This is a genomic window from Streptosporangium sp. NPDC049248 (assembly GCF_040678965.1).
Classification (GTDB): Bacteria; Actinomycetota; Actinomycetes; order Streptosporangiales; family Streptosporangiaceae; genus Streptosporangium; species Streptosporangium fukuiense.
Genome location: NZ_JBFAQY010000007.1, coordinates 280,622 through 300,306 on the forward strand (window position 1 = coordinate 280,622; position 19,685 = coordinate 300,306).

The following is a 19,685-nucleotide window of genomic DNA, read 5'->3' on the forward strand; positions in this document are numbered from 1 at the left end:
CACTACGATAGCTCACAAAAGCCGGCCGCGCGCCGGTCGCAGGGTGAGGTCTCCGGCCTTGCCGCCGGGGACCGGGCATGATCGCCCGGCCGGTACGGGAGGTGAGGAGGCGTGCGCCGGGCATGGCTCCCGGGCCGGTGGGGGAGGTGCGCGGAGCCCGGAGCCGGCCCCGTGTCGGCCCCGTGTCGGCGCTGTGTCAGCGTCGCGGGTTGGTGCGGCGGGTGGCGGTGGCCGACATGGGGTCGTCCGGCCAGGGATGCCGGGGATAACGGCCGCGGAGCTCGGCGCGGACCGCGCGGTAGCCCTCGCGCCAGAACGAGGCCAGGTCGGCGGTGACCGCGGCGGGACGGCCCGCGGGGGAGAGCAGGTGGATCACCAGCGGGACCCCCGCGACGCGCGGGGTCTCGGCCCAGCCGAACAGCTCCTGCAGCTTGGCCGCCAGTACCGGCTGCTCGCCCGAGTAGTCGATCCTGATCCGTGACCCGCTCGGCACCTCGACCCGTTCCGGGGCCGTCTCCGCCAGCCGGGCGTTCCACGGGACCAGGCGGTGCAGCGCGGAGACCACGTCGAGGCGCTCCAGGTCGGACCGGCGACGGGCCCGCGACAGCTCGGGCTCCAGCCAGCGGTCGGCCGCCTCGATCAGCGCGTCGTCGTCCGTCGCGGGCCAGGGGTCGCCGAGCGTGCGCCGGCAGAAGGCCAGGCGTTCGCGCAGGGCCACGGCCTCGGGCGTCCAGCGCAGGACCGACAGGCCCTCGGTGCGCAGACCCTCCAGGACGGCGGGCCGTACGTCGGCGTCGCGGAGCGCGCTGTCGGCCAGCTCGATCGCGCCCAGCCGTTCCACCCGGCGGGCCGACACGTCGCCACGCCGCTCTCCCGGCGGTACGCGCCAGACGATCTCCTCGGCCGAGCCGTACAGGGGGGCCGCGGCGAGCCTGGCGATCTCCTCGTCGATCACCACCGCCTGCCTGATCCTGGCGGACGCCGCCCCGGCGGGCCGGTCCGCGACCGCGACGGCCAGCCACTCCGCCGTCCCCAGCCGCGACCCGCGCGGCAACTCGGCGGCCGTTCCCGAGGCCATCAGGTACGACCCGCCCCGGCGCCGCGCCACCCGCTCGGGATAGGCCAGCGCCACGACGATCCCGGCCACCGCATCGTCGTCCCAGGCCGCCTCGTCTTTCCGGGCCGGGCCGTCACGCCGGGCCGTCGCGTCACCCCGATGCGTCGCGTCGCCCTGGGCCGTTCCGCCGCTCCGGGCCGTGCCGCCCCGGGCAGGGCCGCCACGCCGGGGTGTGACGTCGGCGGACGGCGGTCGCCCCTGGCGCCGGTCGGGGCCGGGGACGGCGCGGGCCAGGCGCCCGGCCTCCTGACGCCACCGGGCGGAGAAGCCGTCCCCGCCCCGGCGCGCGGAGCGCCAGACCGCCACCAGGTCATCGCCCGCGTCCCTGGGCAACTGCTCCGACAGCAGTGCCACGACCTCGGCGACCCGGGACCTCGCGTCGACCCCGGTGCCCGCCAGGGGATCGGTTCCGGCGTCGATCAGGGCCCGCGCCAGGCGCGGATGGACACCGGCCCCGGCCATCCGCCGTCCCCGCTCGGTCACCCGGCCCACGGTGGGCCCCGGTGTGTCAGGGGAGTCCAGAGCGCCCAGGGCGTGCAGGGTGCGGCGGGCGGCGTCCATCGCGGCGGCCGGGGGCGGGTCGAGCAGGGCCAGGCCGGTGGCGGCGGGGTCGCCCCAGCAGGCGGCCTGGAGGGCGAAGCCGGTCAGGTCGGCGAGCGCGATCTCGGGCCGCGCGTGCTCGGGCAGCCGCTCGTGCTCGGCCCGTGACCAGCAGCGGTAGACCACGCCCGGCGCCTCGCGGCCCGCCCGCCCCGCCCGCTGGGTGGCCGAGGCCCGGGACGCGCGGACCGTGGTGAGCGAGCCGAGGCCGCGGGCGTGATCGGTACGGGGTTCCCTGGCCAGGCCGGAGTCGACCACCACCCGTACGCCGGGCACGGTCAGGCTCGACTCGGCGACCGAGGTGGCGAGAACCACCCTGCGCCCCTCACCCGGGGAGAGAACCGCGTCCTGGACCCGGGCCGGGGCCTGACCGTGCACCTGGAGGACGTCAACGCCGGGAAGCATCGCGGCCACCCGGCCGATCTCGCCGACGCCCGGCAGGAAGCAGAGCACGTCCCCCTCGTGCTCTGCCAGCGCGCGCCGTACGACGGCTGCGACATGGGCCAGGAACGCCGGGTCCACCCGCGTGCCGTGCGGCGGCGCGACGTTCCCCGAGGGCGGAACCCAGACGGGCGTGACGGGATACGCGGTGCCGGACGCGTGCACGATCGGCGCGGGGTCGCCCGAGCCGAGGAGGCGGGCCCAGGGGGCGGCGTCGGCGGTGGCGGAGGTGGCGACGATCCGCAGGTCGGGGCGGAGCGTGGCGCGGACGTCGAGCAGGAAGGCCAGCGCGGTGTCGGCGTCCAGGTGGCGCTCGTGGCACTCGTCCAGCAGGACCGTGTCCACGCCTTCGAGGTCGGGGTCGCGCTGGAGTCGCTGCAGGAGGACCCCCGTGGTGACGACCTCGACGACCGTCCTCGCACCGGCCCTGCGCTCGCCGCGGACGGAGAACCCGACCTCCGCGCCCACCTCCGACTCCAGCAGCCAGGCCATCCGCCTGGCCGCCGCCCGCACCGCCATCCGTCTCGGCTCGGCGACGATCACCCGCTTCGGCGCCGGGCCGTCGAGGAGCCCGGCCAGCGCGAGCGGGACGAGCGTGGTCTTGCCGGTGCCCGGGGGCGCGGTGAGCACGGCGACGCCCCGCTCACCCAGCGCCGCGAGCAACTCGGGCAGGGCGTGGCGGACGGGCAGGCCGGACCAGTCGGAGCGCACCCGTCCAGTGTCCACGAGCCCGCCCCGCCGCGAGACGCGCCCCCGGCCTCGCGGGCTCGGGATCACGCGTACCACGGCGGGCCGGACTCACCCGCGTCGACGGGGCGGGCGACGCCATGGGCCCGCGCGGCGTCCTCGTCGCGCACGGGCTCAGGCGGACAGGCCCCCGGCCGCCGGGCCGCCGCCGGGTCGCCGCCGGCAGCGGGTGCCGGGAGAGGCCGGGACCCTAGGCCGACGGGTCGAGGACCCCGGTGCTCACCAGGGCGATGATGAGGACGCCGAGGGCGATCCGGTAGATCACGAAGCCGGTGAAGCGGTGGGTGCTGATGTACTTCAGGAACCACGAGACCGCCAGGTAGCCCACGACGAAGGAGATCACGGTGGCCAGGATCGTCGGGCCCCAGTCGGGCGCCGGGCCTTCGCCGATCTTCGACAGCTCCAGGAAGCCGGCGCCGAGCACGGCCGGGATGGCCAGCAGGAAGGAGTACTTCGCGGCCTCCTCCCTGCGGTAGTCCAGCAGCAGCCCGGCGCTGATCGTGCCGCCGGAGCGTGACACGCCGGGAATCAGCGCGAGGGACTGGGCGAAGCCGTAGACCAGGGCGTGGGTGAAGCTGAGGTGCCGCTCCAGGGTGAGCCTGTTGCGGGCGGTGCGGTCGGCGAACCACAGGATGAGACCGAAGACGATCAGGGTCGTGCCGATCAGGCGCAGGTCGCGGAAGACGCTCTCGATGGAGTCCTTGAAGAGCAGGCCGAGCACCACGATCGGAATGGTTCCCACGATGACGTACCAGCCCATCCGGGCGGAGTGGTGGCCGCGCAGGTCGGGTGTCCACAGGGAACGCGTCCAGGTGGAGATGATCTCCCAGATCTCCTTGCGGAAATAGATCACCACCGCGGCCTCGGTGCCGAGCTGGATGACCGCGGTGAACGCGGCCCCGGGGTCCTCCCAGCCGAAGAACGCCGAGGCGACCCGGATGTGGGCGCTGGAGGAGATCGGCAGAAACTCCGTCAGTCCCTGGATCAGTCCGAGTACCACCGCTTCGAACCAGCTGATCACTTGAGCACCTTCCGTACCAGCACGTGCGTAGCGTACGCGAGGCTAGCGCAGGGACGGGCCGGCTGTGACCCGGTCCGCAGGCTGAGATGTGCCATCGGCCGCGAACCGGCCGGGCCCGCCGCCGGAGGGGACGGCATGGTGACCGCGGAGTGTCGGAGCGGTCACCTGGACATTTTGGGCAGCCCCAAAACCTAGTACCACTTAAGCCGTTGCCAAGTTGGACGCAAGAGGGGTTCACATACTCCGACCTAAGGAGTTCGCCTAACGAAACGGCGTCATATGGCAGCGCAATCCCCCCTGACCGTCCTGCATCTGTTTCAGGAGCGCGTGCGAGCCGCACCCCAGGCGATCGCGCTGATCACGTCGGACGGCGTTCTCACCTACCAGGCGCTGGACGCCCTGTCGACTCGGTTGGCGAAGCGGATCGCCGGGTTCGGGGCGGCCCCGGAGTCTCTCGTCGGGGTTCTCGCGGATCGCTCCGTACTCCTCGTCGCGGCCCAGCTCGCCGTGTTGAAGACGGGCTCCGCCTTCGTGCCGCTCGATCCGTCGGCTCCGGCCGAGCGCCTCCACACCATGTTGGACGACGCCCGGGTCGTCGCCGTGGTGACCAACTCGAACTGGTCGGCGCGGCTGACGCACCCCGACGCTCCTCCCTTGATCCTCGTCGAGGACCTCGAAAGCGAGGACCTCGAAAGCGAGGAAACGGAAGGCGGGGTCCTCGCAGGCGGGGAGACCACTCGGTCACACCTCGACAGGCTTGTCTACACCATTTACACGTCCGGCTCGACCGGGCGCCCGAAGGGGGTCCTGGTACCACACGGCGGGCTGGTCAACGTGGTGCGATGGCACCACGAGGAGTTCGGCATCACGGCGGAGGACCGGAGCGCGCTCATCGCCAGCCCTGCCTTCGACGGAAGCGTCTTTTGGATCTGGACCTACCTGACGGTGGGGGCGAGTATCGCGGTACCGGACGCCGACACCCTGGGTTCCCTCACCTCTCTGCGTGACTGGGTCGTGGCACAGGAGATCACCGCCTGTTTCTTCCCCACGCCCGTCGTCGAAGCTCTCATCGATCTCGACTGGCCGCCTGCGACGAAGCTCCGGATCATGTTCACCGGCGCGGACCGCCTCACCCGTCACCCGCCTCCGGGGCTTCCCTTCCGCCTGGTGAACGGCTACGGCCCCACGGAATGCTCGGTCATGGCCACCGTCGCCGAGATACCCGCCCACGCTGAGCACACCGGCGCGCCTTCGATCGGCAAGGCCATCGGCAACGTGGACGTCTACCTGCTCGACGAGCACCTCGAACCGGTGCCGTCCGGCGAGGCCGGCGAGATCTACATCGGCGGAGCCGGAGTGGCCAGAGGCTACCTGGGGCGACCCGAGCTGACGGCCGAGGTCTTCATCCCGGACCCGTTCGGTGGATCGGCGGGCGCGCGACTCTACAAGACGGGTGACTTCGCCAGGACCAGGCCCGATGGCCGGCTTGATTTCATCGGTCGCGCCGACCACCAGGTGAAACTCCGGGGTTACCGGATCGAGCTCGGCGAGATCGAGGTGGTGCTCGGCCGGCACCCCCACGTGCGGTCCGCCACGGTGCTCCTCCAGCAGGACCAGCTCGTCGCCTATGTCGTCATGAGCGGTGGGACGGTTGAGGAGTTGCGGGCGTTTCTCGGTGCCAAGCTCCCCGAGTACATGGTTCCCGCGCGCTTCGTCCCGCTCGCGGAGATGCCGCTCACCCTCAACGGGAAGGTCGATCTCCGCGCGCTGCCCTCGGTCCAGGTCGCCGACACGGTCCGTGACTCGACGTCACCCCGGACGCCCACCGAAGCGGCCGTCGCCGAGGTGTGGCGGCGCGTCTTCGACCTGGAGCGGGTCGGCGTCCACGACGACTTCTTCGCACTGGGAGGTCACTCGCTCACCGCGATGCGGATGGCCGTGCAACTGGAGGACGTCCTGCGCAGGCCGGTCCAGTCGAGGATCTTCTTCGAGCATCCCACCGTCGCGGCCGTCGCCAGAGAGATCGACGGCGGAGTGCAGGAAGCGTCGCGGCCTCTCGTCCTCGGCTCGGTGAGCGAGTGGTCGCCGCTCTCGCCCGCACAGCAGCGGCTGTGGTTCATCGACCGCCTGGTTCCCGGCAGCGCTCTCTACAACGTGCCGACCTCTTACACGATCGACGGCGACCTGGACGCCGCCGCGCTCGAACGCGCGGTGAACGAGATCGTCAGGCGGCACGAACCCCTGCGCACCCGCTATGACGAGCGGTCGGGCCTGCCCGTCCAGCACGTGGACACCTGGCGGCCCGTTCCCTTCGTCACCGCCGACCTGCGCGGGCTCCCGGGCGAGCGGCGGGCCGAACTCGTCGACGCCGACGCCCGGGCCCCCTTCGACCTCCGTACCGGCTCGCTGCTGCGGGGGCTGCTGCTGCGGCTCGCCGACGACCGGCACGAGCTCCTGCTGACCGTGCACCACATCGCGTTCGACGGCTGGTCGGCGAGCGTCCTCCTCACCGAGCTGGGCGAACTGTACGAGGCGATCGTCACCGGGCGTCCCCCGGCACTGCCCACACTCACCGCCCGCTACGCCGACCTCACCGCCTGGTCGTCGGAGCGGCTGCAGAGCGTTGCCGAGGAACAGCTGGTGTTCTGGGGCGGACGTCTGGCGCGACTGCCCGATTCCCTGGAACTGCCCTACGACCGCCCTCGTTCCCCGGCCAGGAGCCACCGCGGCGCGAAGCTTCGCCGTCCGCTGCCCGCCGGGCTCGTCCCCACCCTGGAGTCGGTGGGCGTGCAGGCGCGGGCCAGCCTGTTCATGGTGATGTTCGCCGCCTTCCAGGTGCTGCTCCGCCGCTACACGGGCCGGCAGGACATCGTGGTGGGGGTGCCCGTCGCGGGACGTGACCACCCGGAGGCGGAACGGCTGGTCGGCTTCTTCACGAACACGCTTCCCCTCAGGGTCGACCTGCCGGGGGACCCCTTGTTCGCCGACCTGCTCCGCGAGGTGCGGCGGACGGCTCTCGACGCGTCGGCCAACGCCGACGTCCCCTTCGAGCGGATCGTCGAGAGCCTCGGCCTCGGCGGGGGAGCCGCCCACAACCCGCTCGTCCAGGTCCTGTTCGTGATGCAGCAGGAGGTGCCCGCCGCGCACGCCGCCGGAATCCGCGTCGCGATGAACGGGGAGATCGACAACGGCTGCGCCAAGTTCGACCTGCTGACATCCGTCGACTTCCCGCCGGACGGTCCCGTGCTGACCGTCGAGTACAGCACCGACCTGTTCGACGCCGAGACGATGGAGCTGTTCCTCGCGCACTACGAGGAGGTGTTGCGAGGGGTGGCCGAAAACCCGCTCCGCCGGATCTCCGAGCTTCCGCCGGCGGCGGGGACCGAGCAGCTGCGCGGCCCCCGTGCGGAGCCCGCCGACGCCCGCCCGCACACGGCGGTCGAGTTCGAGGGCGCCCACCCCGCACCCGTACCGGGGAGCGAGGTGTTCGTCGCCCCGGCGACGGCACTGGAGAAGGTCATCGCCATGAGCTGGGGCGAGATCCTCGGGGCGGAGGAGGTGGGGCTCCACGACGACTTCTTCACCCTGGGCGGTCACTCCCTCCTCGCCACGCGCGCGGCCTCGGCCCTTCGGGAGGCGCTGGACGTCGACGTCCCGTTGAAGGTCCTGTTCGAGGGACCCACCGTCGCCGCGCTGGCGAGGACGCTGCTCGACGAGCACGGCCCCGGCCTGGAGGAGGCGGCCGAGCTGTTCCTGGTGGTCGCCACCTCCTCCGACAGCGACATGGAAGTACTTCTGCGAGAGATCGGAAAAACCGGGTGAACAGTGATCAGTTGTCGCCGCGCCAGCGCGAGCTGCTGGAGGCGCTGAGGAGGGAACGGCGGCTACCGGCCCGCTCCGGCGGCATCCCCCGGCGCGAGCCGTCGGAGCGGGCGCCGATGTCGTTCTCCCAGCAACGGCTCTGGTACCTGGACCGGATGCTGCCGGGCACGAGCCTGTACCTGGTGCCCGTCGCCTACCGGCTTCAGGGACCGCTCGACCACGAGGCGCTGGTCAAGGCGCTGAACGAGCTGGTCGCCCGGCACGAGAGCCTGCGGACGACCTTCGCCATGGACGGTGCCGAGCCGGTGCAGCTCATCGCGGCGGACCTGCGCCTGGACCTGCCCGTCATCGACTGCGACGGCGAGGACGAGCTGTGGTCGCGGCTGGCGGCGCTGGCCGCGGAGCCGATGGACCTGGGCCGCGGGCCGCTGCTGCGCGGGCGGCTGCTGCGGCGCGGCCCCGAGGAGCACGTCCTGCTGCTGACCTTCCACCACGCCGTCGCCGACGACTGGTCGCTTGAGGTGTTCAACCGCGAGCTGGGCGAGCTGTACACGGCTCATCGCGCCGGTCGGCCGGTGGAACTGCCTGAGCCGGCCATCCAGTACCCGGACTTCGCGGTCTGGCAGCGGGAGTGGTCGGCGGGCCCCGAGTACGACGCCCAGCTCTCCCACTGGCGGCGGGCCCTCGAAGGCGCCCCCCAGGTGCTGGAGCTCCTCCCCGACCGGCCGCGCCCGCCGGCGCAGTCGTTCGAGGGCAGGTCGCTGCCGTTCCGCGTCGAAGGGCCGGCGGAGGAGTTCCACGCTTTCTGCCGAGGCCTGGGCGCCACCCCGGCCATGGTGCTGCTGGCCGCCTTCCAGATCCTGCTGGCCCGCTACACCGGGCACACCGACATCGTCGTCGGCACCCCGATCGCCAACCGCGACCGCGCGGAGCTGGAAGGTCTCATCGGGTTCCTCACCAACACCGTGGTGATCCGTACGGACGTCTCGGGGAACCCCTCCTTCGCGGCGGTCGTGGCGCGCGTGCGCGAGGCGATGCTGGACGCGCACGCCAACCAGGGCCTGCCCTTCGAGAAGCTGGTCGAGGCGCTGCGCCCGGAACGTCACCTCAGCCGCAGCCCGCTCTTCCAGATGATGTTCATCTACCAGCAGGGAGCCGAGTCCCGGCCGGACCTGGACGAGCTGACCGTCACCCCCGTCCAGCTGCCCTGCGAGACGTCGAAGTTCGATCTGACACTCGCCGTACGGGACGGCGAGGACGGCATCGAGGGGTCCGTCGAGTACAGCACCGACCTGTTCGACGAGGTCTCGATCCGCGGTCTCAGCCGTCACTTCGGCACACTCCTGGCCGCCGCCGTGGCCGACGCGACGACGCCGGTCTGGGAACTGCCGATCCTGTCGCCCGTGGAACGCGAGCGGATTCTCCTCGGGTGGAACCAGACCGACCAGCCGATCGGTGAGAACCTCGTCCACCGGATGTTCACCCTGCGCGCCCGGTCCGTCCCGGACGCCGTGGCCGTCGTGGACGAAGGCGGGGAGCTGACCTACCGGGAGCTCGACGCCGCTTCCGACGAGTGGGCGCGGGCTCTCCAGGCGCTGGGGGTCGGCCGCGGCGGCCTGGTCGGGATCTGCCTGGAGCGCTCCGTCGAGTTCGCCGTCGCCTTCCTCGCCGTGCTCAAGGCGGGCGGGGCGTACGTACCGCTGGACCCCGCACAGCCGAGGGACCGGCTGGCCTTCGTGCTCGACGACACGCAGGCGGCTCTGCTGCTGACCTCGGGGCGGCTCGCCGACCGGTTCGCCGACTCGTCGGCCCGGGTGGTCGAGGTGGAGACGCTCGACGGCTCCGAGGCGCCCCCGTTGCGGGAGAGCGGGACCGGCCACGACGACCTGGCCTACGTCATCTACACCTCCGGCTCGACCGGGCGGCCCAAGGGCGTGATGGTCACACATCGCGGCATCGCCAACTACGCGGCCTGGGCCCGCGACGAGTACGCCCCCGTCGGCGGCGCGCCGGTCCACTCCTCCGTCGGGTTCGACCTGACCGTCACGAGCCTGCTGGTGCCGCTGCTCGCCGGTGGCACGGTGCACCTGCTGCCCGAGGACGCGGGGGCCGAGGGGCTCGGCGAGGCGCTCCTGGCCGGGCGGGCGCCGTACGGCCTCACGAAGATCACCCCTGCTCACCTGGAGGTCGTGGCACACCAGCTCCCGCCGCACGAGGCCGCAGGGAGGACCAGGAGTTTCGTGATCGGCGGGGAGAGCCTGCTCGCCGAGAACATCGCGTTCTGGCGCCGGCACGCTCCGGACACCCGCCTGATCAACGAGTACGGTCCGACGGAGACCACGGTCGGATGCGCCACCTACGAGGTCTCCGAGCGGTCGCCGGTCACCGGGGCGGTCCCGATCGGCCGTCCCATCGCCAACACCAGGCTGTACGTCCTCGACCCCCTGCTGAACCCGGTCCCCGTCGGGGTGGCCGGTGAACTCCACGTCGGTGGGGCGGGCGTCGCCCGCGGCTACCTGAACCGCCCGGGGCTGACCGCCGAGCGGTTCCTGCCCGACCCGTTCTCGACGTCGGGCGGCGAGCGCATGTACCGGACGGGAGACATCGTCCGCTACCGCGCCGACGGCAACCTGGAATACCTTGGCCGGCAGGACACCCAGGTGAAGCTGCGCGGGTTCCGCGTCGAGCTGGGTGAGATCGAGGCCGTGATGACGCGGCTGCCCGCCGTCGCCGACGTGGCGGTGGCGCTCAGGGAGGACACCCCCGGCGACAGACGCCTGGTCGCCTATGTCGTGAAGTCCGGCGACGGCGACGGCGGCGGTGACCAAGGCGGTGTCGGCGCGCTGCGCGAGGCGCTCAGAGCCGAACTGCCCGACTACATGGTCCCCTCCGCGTTCGTCGTCCTGGACGCGTTGCCGCTGACGGCGAACGGCAAGGTCGACAGGGCCGCGCTGCCCGCCCCGTCCTCCGGGCCGGTCCCCGAGCCCGCGCGCGACAACGATGTGGAGGGGGACGTGGAGGGGATCGTCGCGGGCGTGTGGAGGACGCTGCTCGGCCGGGACGACGTCGGGGCGCACGACAACTTCTTCGAGGTCGGCGGCCACTCACTGCTGCTGCTCGCCGTACACGGGAAGCTGGTGGAGCTGTTCGGCGACCGGCTCACCGTCACCGACCTTTTCCGCCACCCCACGATCCGCTCGCTGGCCGGCTTCCTCGTCGCCGGGGAACCCGCCAAGGCCACCGTGGCGGTGAAGGCCACCGCGCCCTCCGGCGGCGCCATCGCCGTCGTCGGGATGGCCTGCCGTTTCCCCGGCGCCCGTACGCCGGAGGAGTTCTGGAGGAACATCGACGGCGGGGTGGAGGCCGTCCGGCCCTTCTCCGACGAGGAGATCCTCTCCGACGGCGGCGACCCCGCCCTGCTCGGCGACCCCGCCTACGTCAAGGCCGGCACCGTACTCGCCGACATCGACCGGTTCGACGCGGGGTTCTTCGACCTCACCCCCCGCGAGGCGGAGATCCTCGACCCGCAGCACCGCCTGTTCCTGGAATGCTCCTGGGAGGCGCTGGAGTACGCGGGGTACGACCCGCACCGGTACTCCGGGCAGATCGGGGTGTTCGCCGGCTCGGGCAGGAGCACCTACCTGACCGACAATCTCCTCCACGCCCCCGAGGTCGTCCGCGCGGTCGGTGAGTACCAGCTGATGCTCAGCACCGACAAGGACTTCCTGCCCACCCGTGTCTCCTACAAGTTCAACCTGCGCGGTCCGAGCATCAGCGTGAACACGGCCTGCTCGACCTCGCTGGTGGCGATCCACCTCGCGGGAACGAGCCTGCTGTCGGGCGAGTGCGACATCGCGCTGGCCGGCGGGGCGAGGGTCGACGCGGCGCAGCGCCGCGGTTACCTCTACCAGGTGGGCGGCATCGAGTCCCCGGACGGCCACTGCCGTCCGTTCGACGTGGACGCGCAGGGCACGTTCGGCTCCAGCGGCGTCGGAGTGGTGGCGCTCAAGCGGCTTGAGGACGCGATCGCCGACGGCGACGTCATCCACGCGGTCATCCGCGGCTCCGCGGTGAACAACGACGGCGCGCGCAAGGTGGGCTATGTCGCCCCCGCCGTCGACGGGCAGGCGGAGGTGATCGAGCGGGCGCTGGCCGTGGCCGGCGTCTCCCCGGGCACGATCGACTACATCGAGACGCACGGCACGGCGACGCCGCTCGGCGACCCGATCGAGGTCGCCGCCCTGGCCCAGGTCTACGGGCGCGAGGAGACCTCGCGGCCCTGCGCCCTCGGCTCGGTGAAGTCCAACATCGGCCACACCGACGCGGCCGCCGGCGTCGCGGGACTGATCAAGACGGTCATGGCGCTCAAGGACGGCACGCTGCCCGCGAGCCTCAACTTCAGCGCGCCCAACCCCAGGATCGACTTCGACGGCACGCGCTTCTACGTCAACACCGAATCGCGTGCCTGGCCCACCGGTGACGGCCCCCGCCGGGCCGCGGTCAGCTCGTTCGGAATGGGCGGCACGAACGCCCACGTCATCCTTGAGGAGGCGCCGCGGGTCCCGCCCAGGGACACCGCCGACGACCCGGAGCTTCTCATCCTGTCCGCCAGGACGCCCTCCGCTCTGGACGCGGTGACCGAGCGGCTCGGCGACCACCTGCGCGACCACCCCGAGGTGAGCCTCGCGAGCGCGGCCACGACGCTGCGGCTGGGACGGCGCGAGCTGGACCACCGGCGGACGCTGGTCTCCGCCGACCGCAAGGCCGCCGTCGAGATCCTGACCGCGAAGGACCCGCAGCGGCTCCGTTCGGGAACGGCCCGGCGGACGCGTGGCGTGGCGTTCGTCTTCCCGGGGCAGGGGTCCCAGTACCCGGCCATGGGCGCGGATCTGTACCGGCGGGAGGGCGTGTTCCGCGCGACCGTCGACCTCTGCTCGGAGTTCCTGCGTCCGCACCTCGGCCTGGACCTGCGCGACGTCCTCTACGCCGGCGACGGCTCGACGCTGCAGCAGACCTGGCTGACCCAGCCCGCCCTGTTCGTCACCGAGTACGCCCTCGCCCGCCACCTGATGGAGTGGGGGGTGCGGCCCGCGGCCATGGCGGGCCACAGCATCGGTGAGTACGTCGCCGCCTGCCTGGCCGGGGTCTTCTCCGTCGAGGACGCGCTGAGACTGGTCAGCGCCAGAGGCCGCCTGGTCCAGGACCTGCCCTCGGGGGCCATGCTCGCCGTGCCCCTGCCCGAGACGGAGGTGCGCTGGCTGCTGGACGAGGAGTTGTCGCTGGCCGCGGTCAACGGGCCCGCGCTCTGCGTGGTGGCGGGCCCGCACTCGGCCGTCGCCGCGGTCGAGGAGCGGCTGTCGCGGCGCGGCGTCACCTGCCGGCAGCTGCGGACCTCCCACGCGTTCCACTCCTCGATGCTGGACCCCGTCCTGGACGCCTTCGCCGCCGAGGTGGGCCGGGTGTCCCTCCAGCCGCCCCGGCTCCCCTACCTGTCGAACGTCACCGGATCGTGGGTCACCGCCGAGGAGGCGACCGACCCGGCCTTCTGGGCACGGCACCTGCGGGAGACCGTGCGGTTCGGCGACTGCGCCCGGATCCTCCTGGATGAGGGCCACGCCGTCGCGGAGGTGGGACCCGGCCGTACGCTCGCCACGTTCCTGCGGAACCGGGACGGCGGCCGGCCGGACCGGCGGGAGGAGGACGGGCCGGAGACCCCGGCGAACGCCGTCGTCACGCTGATGCGGCACCCGGCCGACGACACGGACGACCTCGCCCACGTGCTGGACGGGGTGGGCCGGCTCTGGCTCGCCGGCGTGCCGGTCGACTGGGCCCGCCTTCCAGAGGGCGGGCCGCGAGTGCCCCTGCCCACCTACCCGTTCGAGCGGAAAAGGCACTGGGTCCAGGGGCGGGGAACGCCCGCCCAGCCGGCGGAGGAGGCCGTCGACGGCCTCTCTCCTGGCTCCCCCCTCTCCTCGCCGGAACCCGCGCCCGGTGACGCGATGCGGGCACGCATCGCCGCGGTGTGGGAGGAACTCTTCGGCATCACCCCCATCGGGGACCACGACGACTTCTTCGAGCTGGGCGGTCACTCGCTGCTGGCCACCCAGCTCGTGGCCAGACTCCGCTCGGTCCTCGGGGTGGAGATCCCGATCGAGGCCGTGTTCGAGCACCCCACCGTGGCCCGTCTGGCCGCGTCGCTCCTGGAGTCCGGGATCGTCACCGAGGAGCGTCCCGAATCCGTCACCAAGGAACCTCCGGGGAAACCGGACGACGGGGAGCATCCCGAGTCCGTCACCAAGGAACCTCCGGGCGAGGTCACGGAGGAACCGCCGGGGAAACCGGACGGCGGCCCCCTGCCGCTCTCCTTCGCGCAGCGGCGCATCTGGTTCATGGACCAGATGTACCCCGACCAGCGCGCGTACACGATCGCCGTGCCGCTGGAGCTGGAGGGCGAGCTGGACGAGCGCGCTCTGCAGGCCGCCGTACAGGAGATCGTCCACCGGCACGAGGCGCTTCGTACGACCTTCCCGGTGTCCGGCGGGGAACCGGTCCAGCTGGTCGCCGCGCCCGGCCCGGTCGAGCTGCCGGTGATCGAGGTTCCCGATATGACGGCCGCCGAACAGGTCGCGTCCGAGCTGGCGAGGACCCGGTTCGACCTGGCGGAGGGGCCCGTGTTCCTGGCCGCCCTGCTACGGTTGGGACCGACGCACCACGTCCTGTCCCTGAACATGCACCACATCGTCTCCGACGGGTGGTCGATGGGGATCATGGCCAGGGAGCTGGGCGTCCTCTACAACGCGTTCGCCGCGAACCGTGAATCGCCGCTGGGCGACCTGCCCCTGAGCTACGGTGACTACACGCGGTGGCAGCGCGAACGGGTGGAAGAGGTCCTGGAGCCCGAGCTGGCCTACTGGACGCGGCAGCTGGCGGACGCGCCGCCGGCCCTGGAACTGCCGACGGACAAACCCCGGCCGCCACTGCAGACCTTCGACGGCGCGGTCTCCACCCGGCTGCTTCCCCTGGATCTGGCGGACCGGCTGCGCGGGCTCAGCAGGGAGCGCGGGCTGACCCTCTACATGACGCTGCTCGGCGCGTTGCAGACACTCCTGTACCGCTACACCGGGCAGTCCGACATCTGTGTCGGTTCGCCGGTGGCCGGGCGTACCCGATCCGAGCATGAGGAACTGATCGGGTGTTTCCTGAACACGCTCGTACTGCGTACCCGGTTCGACGGCCAGATGTCGTTCGATGACCTCCTTCCCCGGGTCCGCGAGACGGCCCTGAACGCGTACGCACGCCAGGACGTCCCGTTCGAGCGGCTGGTCGACGCCCTCAACCTGCCCAGGGATCCCAGCAGGAACCCCCTCTTCCAGGTCATGTTCAACCTGATGAACCTTCCCTCGGACGAGGTGCTGATGGACGGGCTGCGGGTCCGCAGGCCGGATGTCAACGCGAACGCCTCCCAGGTCGACCTGGGGCTCTACGTCTACGAGGTGGACGGCGGGCTCGACTGCCAACTGAAGTACAACACGGACCTTTTCGAGGAGCGCACCGTCGAGCGCATGCTCGGCCACTTTGAGACCCTGCTGGAGGCATTCGTCGCGGATCCCTCAATCCGGCTCGCCGACGCCGAGTTCCTGACTCCCGCCGAGCGCCGTGAACAGCTCGTCGAGTGGAACGTCTCGGCGGACGACCAGGTGCCCGCCTGCCGTATCCACGAACTGGTCGAGCGGCAGGCGGACCGCACCCCCGAGGCGGTCGCGATCACCTTCGACGGGCTCTCGCTGACCTACCGCCAGCTCGACCGGCGGGCGAACCGGCTGGCCCACCGTCTCCGCTCGCTCGGCGTCGGCCCCGACGTGCTGGTGGGGGTGGCCGTCGAACGCTCGCAGACGATGATGGTGGCACTGCTGGCCGTGCTCAAGGCCGGCGGGGCGTACGTACCGCTCGACCCGATGTACCCGCGCGACCGTCGGACGTACATCCTGGAGCACTCCGGGGCCGCGGTCCTGATCGCTCAGGAGGGAGTCCTGGGCGACTACGACGGGTACGGCGGGCAGACGGTCCTGCTGGACGCCGACATCGAGCTGGAGAGCACCGACAGACCCGAGGTGCCGGCTCCCGCCTCAAGCCTCGCCTACATCATCTACACCTCGGGATCGACCGGCCGCCCCAAGGGCGTGGCCGTCCCGCACTCGGCGGCCGTCAACCTCCTGCACTCCGTGGGGCGCGCGCCGGGGCTGAAACCGTCGGACACGCTCGTGGCCGTGGCGAGCTTCGCCTTCGACATCTCGGTCCTGGACATGTTCCTCCCGCTCTCCGTCGGAGCCCGGGTGGTGATCGCGACCCGCGACCAGGCTTATGACGCGACGAGCCTGGCCGCCCTGATGGCCGCGGAGAACGCGACGTTCCTGCAGGTCACGCCCGCCACCTGGCACCTGCTGGTGTCGTCGGGGTGGCAGGGGATACCCGGGCTCAAGGCCGTGACCGGAGGGGACGCGCTGCCCGCCGCGCTGGCCGCCGACCTGCTCGACCGGACCGGCGAGCTGTGGAACATGTACGGCCCGACGGAAACGACGATCTACTCGACCGGGGCGCGGGTCCACAAGGACGGAGGCCCCATCACGATCGGTCCCCCGATCGCGAACACCCAGGTCTACGTGCTCGACCACGCGATGCGGCTCCTTCCCGTCGGCGCCGTCGGCGAGATTCACATCGGCGGCCTGGGAGTCACCCGGGGCTATCTCGGCCAGCCCGACGTAACCGCCGACCGGTTCGTGCCCGATCCCTACGGGTCCGTTCCAGGGGCGCGGCTCTACCGCAGCGGGGACCTCGGCCGGTTCCGGCCGGACGGCACCGTCGAGTTCGCCGGGCGCAATGACGCGCAGGTGAAGGTGCGCGGCTACCGGATCGAGCTGGGCGAGATCGAAACCCACCTGCTGGCGCACCCCACGGTGCTCGACGCGGTGGTGGTCATCCGCGAGGAGGACGGCGCCAAGGAGATCGTCGCCTATCTGCGGCCGCACCCCGGCCAGGACCCGGTCGATGCCGGTGAATGGCGGACTTACCTGCGCAGGAACCTGCCCGACTACATGGTGCCCACGGCATTCGTGACGATGGAGGACTTCCCGCTCACTCCGAACGGCAAGGTGGACCGGCGGGCCCTGCCCGCTCCCGACCGTAACCGCTCCTTCGACGACAGTGGCTACGTCGCGCCGAGGACCCCGCTGGAGACGGCTCTGGTCACGCAGTGGGCGGAGGTACTGGGCGTGGAACGTCTCGGGATCGACGACAACTTCTTCGACCTGGGTGGTGACTCGTTCAAAGCCGTGCGTGCCGTCAGTGGGAACGGCCTTTCCGCCGGTGTGCTGGACCTTTTCAACAACCCGACCGTCCGCTCGTTCGCCGAGCACGCCGGAGAGCGGAGCACGCCGGAGAGCGGAGGGCGGAGCAGGAGACTCTTCCACGAGCTGACGCCACCCCGTGCCAAGGGGGACTCCCCCATGACGATCGTCTGCCTGCCGTTCGCCGGCGCGGGTGCCATCATCTACCGGTCGCTCGCCGCCGCCGCCCCGTCCAACGTCTCCCTGTACGCGCTGGAGCCTCCAGGCCACGATGTCAACCGGCCGGACGAACCGATGCTCCCGATGGACGAGCTCCTGAGCCGCTGCGTCGAGGAGATCAAGGAGCGGATCACCGGCCCGCTCGTCCTCTATGGGCACTGCATGGGGGGCGCGATGACCGTCGCGCTGGCCGAGCGGCTGGAGGCCGAGGGGATCGACTTCGCCCGGCTCTTCATCGGCGGCCATTTCCCGGCGCCACGCCTGCCGGGAAGGCTGGCCGACCTGTTTAACAGGATCTTGCCGGCGGAACGCCGTATCTCCAAGCGCGCCCAGCTGGGCTTCCTACGCGCCATGGGATTCTTCACCGACGCCCTCACCGATGAGGAACAGGCGTTCCTGATGCGGGTGTTCTTCAGGGACGTCGAGAATGGTGAGGACTACTACACCGCCCGGTACCGGGACGGAGCGGCACGCAAGCTCGCGGCACCGATCGTCTCCGTGATCGGAACCGCCGACCGGGCCACCGAGCTGTACGAGGAACGGTTCAAGGAGTGGGAGGAGTTCTCGGACTCCGTGTCCCTGGAGCTCATCGAGGGGGCGGGGCACTATTTCCAGAAACACCAGGCAGCCGAGCTCATGGACATCATCACCTCCTACCATGGGCGGCCCGACGGCCGGAGCGGGAACGAACAGGCCCGGGATGATCACACGGAGGACGGCCGGGCCCGGGAGGAGCGGGCCGGAACACCGCCGGCGCGGACCTCACAGCCGAGCCTGCGGACGTTCTCCCTCGTCGCGGCAGGGCAGCTCGTCTCGGTCGTCGGCACAGGTCTGACCACGTTCGCCATGGGCCTGTGGGTCTACCAGAAGTCCGGGGCGATCTCGCTGTTCGCGCTCACCGCGGTCCTGGCCCTCATACCCGCCGTGGTGCTGGCGCCGATCGCCGGAACGCTGGCGGACCGCTGGGACCGGCGAAAGATCATGATCTTCGCCGACACCTTCGCCGCCTCGGGGACCCTCGGTCTCGGCACCCTCTTCATACTCGGCCATCTCGAACTCTGGCACATCTTCGTCGCCGTCACCATCAGCGCCTGTGCCAACGCGTTCCAGCAACCTGCCTACCTGGCCGCCGTCACCCAGCTTGTGCCCAAGCGGTACTACGGGAGGGCGAACGGCATCACCCAGCTCGGCAGCGCCGTCGGCACGACCCTGGCTCCCCTGCTGGGGGGCGCGCTCGTCGCCGTCATCGGGTTGCCGGGCATCCTTCTCATCGACCTGGTCACGTTCCTGGTCGCCGTCACGATCACCCTCAGCGTCCGTTTCCCCGACACGCTCTTCGTCAGGAAGGAGGAGCCGTTCGGCAAGGAGCTCCTCGGCGGCTGGCGTTACATCTCACGGCGGCACGGCCTCGTGGCCATCATCGGCTTCACCGCCGTGCTGAACTTCATGATGGGGATGGTCGAGTTGTTGGCGACCCCTCTCGCACTGTCACTGGGTGACCCCGCCGTGCTCGGCATGATCCTTGCCGCGAGCGGTGTGGGGCTGCTGGTGGGCAGCGCTGTCATGAGCGTGACCGGGGGCCTGCCCCGTCGCACCACGGGCATCATCGGGAGCTTCGTCCTGATAGGCCTGTCGATGGCCGTGATGGGGCTCTGGCCGCACCCGGTCTTCCCGGCTCTCGGTCTGTTCGGCATGGGCCTGGCCACCGCCGGGGTCAACACGCACTGGCTCTCCATCGTCCAGGCCAAGGTCGGGCTCGAACTCCAGGGCCGGGTGATCGCGACCACCCTGATGTTCAGCTGGATGATGGTGCCCGCCGGATTCCTGTCGGCGGCGCCGCTCGTGGAACATGTCTTCGAGCCGCTCGCGGCAGACCCGGGGCGAGGCATCGGATATCTCATGATCACCGCAGGTGTCTGCACGGTGCTGCTCGGTCTCGCCGCCTACCGCTACCGGCCGGTCCGCCTTCTCGAAGACGACCTGCCGGACGTCATCCCCGACGCGAAGATCATCACCGACAAGGACGTACTCCAGGAGCTGGCCGACCGCCAGCTCGTCATGAAAGAAGGGGCCACCCGATGACCGCCGACCTCTACACCGTCGTGGTGAACCACGAGGAGCAGTACTCCATCTGGGCCGCCGGCCGGGCGATCCCCAACGGCTGGCGCGAGGTGGGGAAGACCGGTTCCAAGGAGGACTGCCTGGCCTACATCCAGACCGAGTGGACCGACATGCGCCCGCTGAGCCTCCGCGGCGAACTCGGCGGATGAGCACTCATCGCGCGCGAGCCACGTCCCCGCGGCAGGTGAACGGTGCGGGGCTGATGTGAAGGGGCGGCCGACCGGCCGCGAACAGTGAGGCTGGGCGGGGTCTG

5 protein-coding genes are annotated in these 19,685 nt (G+C 71.4%); 3 read left to right on the plus strand and 2 right to left on the minus strand.

What is annotated here, in order from left to right:
• Positions 1-196: 196 nt before the first annotated feature.
• Together AB0K21_RS16770 and AB0K21_RS16775 are read right to left on the minus strand one after the other, a co-directional pair.
• Positions 197-2,884 carry an ATP-dependent helicase C-terminal domain-containing protein gene (locus AB0K21_RS16770; protein ID WP_364150785.1) on the minus strand — a complete coding sequence of 896 codons (2,688 nt, stop codon included), beginning with the start codon at positions 2,882-2,884 and terminating at the stop codon, positions 197-199.
• 211 nt (positions 2,885-3,095) lie between these two features.
• Positions 3,096-3,926, minus strand: a complete 831-nt coding sequence (locus AB0K21_RS16775; protein WP_343964813.1) for an undecaprenyl-diphosphate phosphatase — start codon at positions 3,924-3,926, stop codon at positions 3,096-3,098.
• 327 nt (positions 3,927-4,253) lie between these two features.
• Between AB0K21_RS16775 and AB0K21_RS16780 the strand changes: the two genes are divergently transcribed.
• From AB0K21_RS16780 to AB0K21_RS16790, 3 genes are read left to right on the plus strand one after another with little or no spacing between them, the layout of a single operon-like run.
• Positions 4,254-7,748, plus strand: a complete 3,495-nt coding sequence (locus AB0K21_RS16780; protein ID WP_364150789.1) for an amino acid adenylation domain-containing protein — start codon at positions 4,254-4,256, stop codon at positions 7,746-7,748.
• Entirely contained in the window at positions 7,745-19,393 is an 11,649-nt protein-coding gene (locus tag AB0K21_RS16785; RefSeq protein WP_364150792.1) for an amino acid adenylation domain-containing protein, read from the plus strand. The genes AB0K21_RS16780 and AB0K21_RS16785 overlap by 4 nt, the downstream gene beginning before the upstream one ends.
• On the plus strand, positions 19,390-19,581 hold the full coding sequence (locus AB0K21_RS16790) for an MbtH family NRPS accessory protein (RefSeq protein ID WP_343964808.1): 192 nt from the start codon (positions 19,390-19,392) through the stop codon (positions 19,579-19,581). Before AB0K21_RS16785 ends, AB0K21_RS16790 begins: the two co-directional genes overlap by 4 nt.
• The last annotated feature ends 104 nt before the right edge of the window (positions 19,582-19,685 follow it).

Coding starts and splice junctions, on each gene's coding strand:
- AB0K21_RS16790 (WP_343964808.1), top strand. CDS start 19,390: ATGACCGCCGACCTCTACACCGTCGTGGTGAACCACGAGGAGCAGTAC.